The 5,052-nt window shown below is 37.5% G+C and carries 5 protein-coding genes and 1 rRNA gene; 4 read left to right on the top strand and 2 right to left on the bottom strand.

The features are described 5' to 3' along the window. Window positions 1-33 precede the first annotated feature (33 nt). The 3 genes from AC1DOS_RS17855 to AC1DOS_RS17845 all read left to right on the top strand — a co-directional run bounded on the left by AC1DOS_RS17855 (window position 34) and on the right by AC1DOS_RS17845 (window position 2,395). Window positions 34-1,299, top strand: coding sequence for a M48 family metallopeptidase (locus AC1DOS_RS17855; RefSeq protein ID WP_477538586.1), 1,266 nt, complete (start codon window positions 34-36; stop codon window positions 1,297-1,299). Window positions 1,300-1,612: 313 nt separating this feature from the next. Beyond that, the gene (locus AC1DOS_RS17850; protein ID WP_477538585.1) at window positions 1,613-2,107 is read left to right on the top strand and encodes a general stress protein; all 495 of its coding nucleotides are present in this window, start codon (window positions 1,613-1,615) and stop codon (window positions 2,105-2,107) included. A gap of 162 nt (window positions 2,108-2,269) precedes the next feature. After that, on the top strand, window positions 2,270-2,395 hold the full coding sequence (locus AC1DOS_RS17845) for a hypothetical protein (RefSeq protein WP_477538584.1): 126 nt from the start codon (window positions 2,270-2,272) through the stop codon (window positions 2,393-2,395). 810 nt (window positions 2,396-3,205) lie between these two features. Here the strand turns inward: AC1DOS_RS17845 and AC1DOS_RS17840 are convergent. Together AC1DOS_RS17840 and AC1DOS_RS17835 are read right to left on the bottom strand one after the other, a co-directional pair. Further along, window positions 3,206-3,382 (bottom strand): S8 family serine peptidase, encoded by a 177-nt coding sequence (locus tag AC1DOS_RS17840; protein WP_477538583.1) that lies wholly within the window; start codon window positions 3,380-3,382, stop codon window positions 3,206-3,208. A gap of 52 nt (window positions 3,383-3,434) precedes the next feature. Further along, window positions 3,435-4,337, bottom strand: coding sequence for a S8 family serine peptidase (locus AC1DOS_RS17835; protein WP_477538582.1), 903 nt, complete (start codon window positions 4,335-4,337; stop codon window positions 3,435-3,437). A 624-nt stretch (window positions 4,338-4,961) separates the two neighbouring features. Here AC1DOS_RS17835 and AC1DOS_RS17830 point away from each other — a divergent pair. After that, window positions 4,962-5,052 (top strand): 16S ribosomal RNA (locus tag AC1DOS_RS17830); the annotation flags it as partial.

The raw sequence follows: 5,052 nt of genomic DNA, 5'->3' as shown, positions 1-5,052 counted from the left end.
ATGTAAGAAAGAGTGAGTGGAGGTGGAGTGGATTTGGCGAAAAAATGGGGAATTAGTGCTCTTTTCTTATTTGGGGTATATGCTTTCCTGATGTATGTTTATATCTTCCATAGTGGCAGTGGGGGTATACCTGCAAGTTTGAAAGGAACTGTTGCAGATCCGCATGTTTTTATGTCGGAGCGAGAATTGTACCTTAGTGAGGAGTATTCAAGAATAAAAAATTTCCTCTTTTTTGTATCAATACCATTTGAATGGCTTGTCTATTTATTTATACTGATTACTGGACTTTCTCTAGCGTTTGAAAGATGGATTCCTTTGCAAAAAAAATGGGCAATTTTGCAAAATGCAGTATATGTATTTTTACTGTCTGTTCTTACGTTTATTGTTTTATTTCCTTTAGACTATTACAGATATTCCTTAAGTAAAAAATATGGGATTAGTACCCAGAGTTTCAATTCTTGGATGCGTGATAATGTCATTGATTTTTGGGTTAACTTAGGAACGACTGTAGTGATTGTAACGGTTCTTTATTGGCTTATAAATAGAAGCACAAAGAGATGGTGGTTAAATGCCTGGTTACTAATGATTCCTTTCTCCATTTTCCTCATGTTTATTCAACCAGTAATAATCGACCCCTTATATAATGATTTTTATCCGCTAACAAATAAAGAATTAGAGACGCAAATTCTCACGTTGGCTGAGCAAGCAAAAATTCCAACAGAACATGTGTATGAAGTTAACATGGCGGAAAAGACAAATGCTCTAAATGCCTATGTTACGGGGATTGGGAATAATTCAAGAATAGTATTATGGGATACGACTTTAAACCGCTTATCAGAAAATGAAATTCTCTTCATCATGGCTCATGAGATGGGGCATTATGTGGAGAAACATATATACTTCGGAATCGCTCGTTATATCCTAACGATGCTTGTCGGGCTCTGGTTAACCTCTAAAATAATGCCTTGGGTTATCCATCGCTTTGGACGTGTATTAAAAATTAAACGAGTAAACGCTATTCATTCATTACCATTATTTTTACTTATTACATCTTTTCTATTATTCGTTTCAAGTCCAATTTCAAATTATATTTCTAGATATCAGGAAACAAGAGCTGATCAGTATGCAATACACCTAATGGACGATCCGGAGGCAGCTGTCAAAACTTTTCAAGAACTTACGAAGGTAGGATTAAATGAAGTGAATCCTCCACTACTCGTAAAATGGTTTCGATATTCACATCCGACAATGCTAGAAAGAATAAATAAAGTTGCAAATGAAAATGAATCAAAAGAGTGAGGGGCAAAATAGTATTATTGTAAATTTAATCGTTCTTCAACTAACGGGGCCGTGAGTTGAAGAACAAGATTTTTGAATTGAGGAGATAACAAGGGAATAGGACTTAATTAAGGGTGATTAAATGGTGTTTGTATTTATACTTTACGGTTAAGGAGAACATACACTGGATACACCAAGAAGTTTACAATTAACAATCCTTCATTAACACCTATAGGGTAGAAAAAAATAGATATTTGCCATCCCATGTTATTCGTCTACTATTTCGGGTATATATATTTAAGATTCATAATTATTCGAATAGGAGATGATTAGTATGGATAAACGTGTAATTGGAGTTTATGAAAATCATGATGATGCGGTTCGGGCGGTTGAGGAATTAAAGGCACAAGGTTATGACCGAGATTATATATCAGTTGTTGCAAAAGACCGGGATGAAGTAGAAGCAGTCAACACCGAAACAGGCACCAAAACTGAGGAAGGCCTTGCAGCTGGTGCTGCGACTGGAGGGCTTCTTGGGGGAGCAGCGGGATTATTAGCAGGTGTAGGAGCGCTTGCAATTCCGGGAATTGGTCCACTTCTGGCAGCAGGTCCTATTGCAGCTATGTTAACCGGAGCTGCAATAGGTGCAGGTACAGGCGGACTAGCTGGAGCATTAATTGGGATGGGCATTCCGGAAGATGAGGCAGATCAATACGAACGGGATGTTAAAGATGGAAAGCTGCTCGTATTGTTAGATCCGAATGCCAGAAAAACGGATTCATTCGTTAACAATGAATTACACACAACTTCAGGTACTACTAGACATTAAGTACAATAAATTCACGAAAAACAAGGTCAATCCTTTCTGAGGATTGGCCTTGTTTTTATGCGCTAAGGAAAGTAGAAACATTCTTAGCTCATATTATAGATACTTGATTGCCTTATACTATTTCACTTTTCTCATTCTTCAAGAGAAGGAAACGCGGCTGAAATGATGTATTTAACAGAAAATCCAGTTCAATTAAGTGGAGAAAAGTATGAAAAAGAAATTAACTATTTACCCCCAAATATAAAAGGAATACAAGAAACAATTTCTTGGATGAAGAAAAGGGCATGAATGTATTTAACTGTATTTCGTTACATTCAAATTTTTTTGAAAGTATGTATAAAAGTCAAATTAGTTGCTAATAATATAAGCAAATGACCATTTTCTTCATTATTGAATTAATAGTTTTATTAATAGATTTGTCCTTAAACTTATCTAATAGTAGATACAGTATATAAAATAAAATATGTAATAGGGTTATTTCTTGAGTTGCWATATGAAAGAGAAAAGAAGAAGGGAGGAAATAACTCTTATGAAAACGTTTATAAACAAATTTGCAGAAGCGATTGKCATAGGTRTCATTTTACTATTATTTAATCCTGAGWTAATGGTGGTAGGATCTAGTATTAGARAGAATGCATAYGAGACGATTGTAGTKAGCCTATTAGTAATAATAATCGTTTTGATTTTAAGAAAACCMAGATCACGAGCATAATGATTGAAAAAAATAAAAGTCGTCAATTCTGAACGAACTAAACCGAACTTAATTATAGGGTTAACTAATATGGAATGTTTCGGATGAAATTAAGGGAGAAGGTGAATGACATTATTCCTATTAGCTTCTTCAACTAACTGGTACCTTAGTTGAAGAACTGGCTGCCTTTACAGGGCAGCTTTTCTTATGGAGTAATGAAGTTAATGACTTCGCTATAGTTGCATTTGATAGTTAATGCAGAGGGTGATTATTCAAGCTTAAAAGAAAGAGGGTATATGTAATACATAGAAGAAGGAGATGAAAAAATCTCTTCCTTCCTATAGAAGATAATCATTATCCTTTAAAAGGAAAAAACAAAAGACCTGCATCATGCAGGTCTTTTGTTTCTATCGTGTTAATGCATTATAGATGTTAGCTTCTCCAGACCCGTAAAGAGGGCCTTGTCCAGACTTCCCAAAGTCCTCAGCAGTATTTCGTAGAGCAGCTTGAACCTGCGCTGGCGAATACTCGGGATGTTCCGCTTTGATGACAGCGGCGATACCGGCTACTTTAGGAGCTGCCATAGAGGTTCCATGTAATAACGCATAACCGTTTAGATTAGGAGTTAAGGAATTATTAGGTAAATATGTCGGCCAAGTTGACAATGTACGGTATAGAAAATCTCGTTTGTTCTTGACGATAAAACCCATCATAAACTGGACCATTATCACCACCAGGTCCTGCTACATCTACAACGCTTCCATAGTTTGAATAGAACGCGATGGAATCTGTAGACCATTTATTAGATGAAGAAACAGTAACCACTCCTGGAATTTGAGCAGGAGCAACGCGTGATGGTCCTTTAATATCTAGCCCGTAACGTTCCATCCAATATGACTGCATATCATGTAGGCTGTTTAAGTTGCGAGAATCGTTACCCGCAGAAACAACAACGGTTACTCCTTTTTTTGTCGCATACTGAACAGCACGGTGATAAGCTACCATAGAAGCAGATTCGCCTTTTTCTCCTAGATTATGTGCCATCCAGCGCCATCCACCAATACTCATATTGATGACTTCGACTCCATCATTTGCGGCAGCTACGATTGCGTCCGTAATCCAAGATTGCTGAGCACCACCAGTTGCACCGAATACGCGGTAGGAACGTACTTTTAATTCTGGACCGACACCAAGGACTTTTCCGTTAGCAGCAATAGATCCTGCAACGTGAGTTCCATGCCCGTTCTGATCCCATGCATTCGTTGTTCCTGGAACGAAGGTTTTACTTCCTGCAAGATCGGCATTTGCCTTTAAATCAGGATGATTAAAATCGAGGCCAGTATCAATAACCCCTACGACAGTTTCATGATTTCCTGGGATTATTTCGTGAGATTTAAAGTCATTAGTAATTCTTTTTACATCCCATTGATAGTCATGGTAGTTTGGAGCATCTTGGGGAATTGAAGTTATTGGTTGTCCGTCTGCCGGATTGGTCTCTTCTTCAAGATAGACCGACAGTTCTTTATCTGCAGCGTACACATTCTTGTCCTTTTTCATATCTGACAAAAAATCAGGGTCTGACGACTTGGCTTCAACTATGCTCGGTTCTTTCTAATTTGAAAACCTGCCCAAGGCAGGTCATTCATTTAATCATCTATATGTTTACTTAATTGTATAGGACATGCACCCTAGGTTGACACACCACAATTAGAAAGTATTCAACTATGTTCATTAAAAAAGACTGCCATGTAAAGGAGTTCAGAGTATATGCTTTTGAATAATATTCAGCTAGGAGATTGAGTTTCTGAATTAAGCTTAGAAAACTTTTAGTATTGTGTTGACTTTTATAAGTCAGGCTGATATATTTATTAAGTTGCTGATTTGAGCGCAACGAAGTAAATGAAAAAGCAAAACTTTTTGTTGACATGACATCAAGGATTTGCTAAAATATAAGAGTTGCTGTTGAAACAGTGACCAACACATGAACCTTGAAAACTGAACAGCAAAACGTCAACTAACAAGCGGAACGCGCTTCGGTGCCGGAAGCATAAACGTTTTCTTCCGCCGACACCTGTCGGTATCGAAAACAAACTTGAACTTAATTGTTCATTATAAACGTCAAATTTTTGACGCCAGCAACAAAGTCGAGCTAATCGACTCACCATTATGGAGAGTTTGATCCTGGCTCAGGACGAACGCTGGCGGCGTGCCTAATACATGCAAGTCGAGCGGAATGATGAAGAAGCTTGCTTCT

The sequence above is a fragment of the Paenisporosarcina sp. P5_A11 genome, assembly GCF_056400705.1.
The sequence above is the reverse complement of the archived record's forward strand: the minus strand, read 5'-3'. Positions and strand labels throughout refer to the sequence as shown.

What these genes read in the sequence shown, in the direction of transcription:
- AC1DOS_RS17845 (WP_477538584.1), top strand. Translation starts at nt 2,270, where the DNA reads ATGATGTATTTAACAGAAAATCCAGTTCAATTAAGTGGAGAAAAGTAT.
- AC1DOS_RS17840 (WP_477538583.1), bottom strand. Translation starts at nt 3,382, where the DNA reads ATGGCAGCTCCTAAAGTAGCCGGTATCGCCGCTGTCATCAAAGCGGAA.
- AC1DOS_RS17850 (WP_477538585.1), top strand. Translation starts at nt 1,613, where the DNA reads ATGGATAAACGTGTAATTGGAGTTTATGAAAATCATGATGATGCGGTT.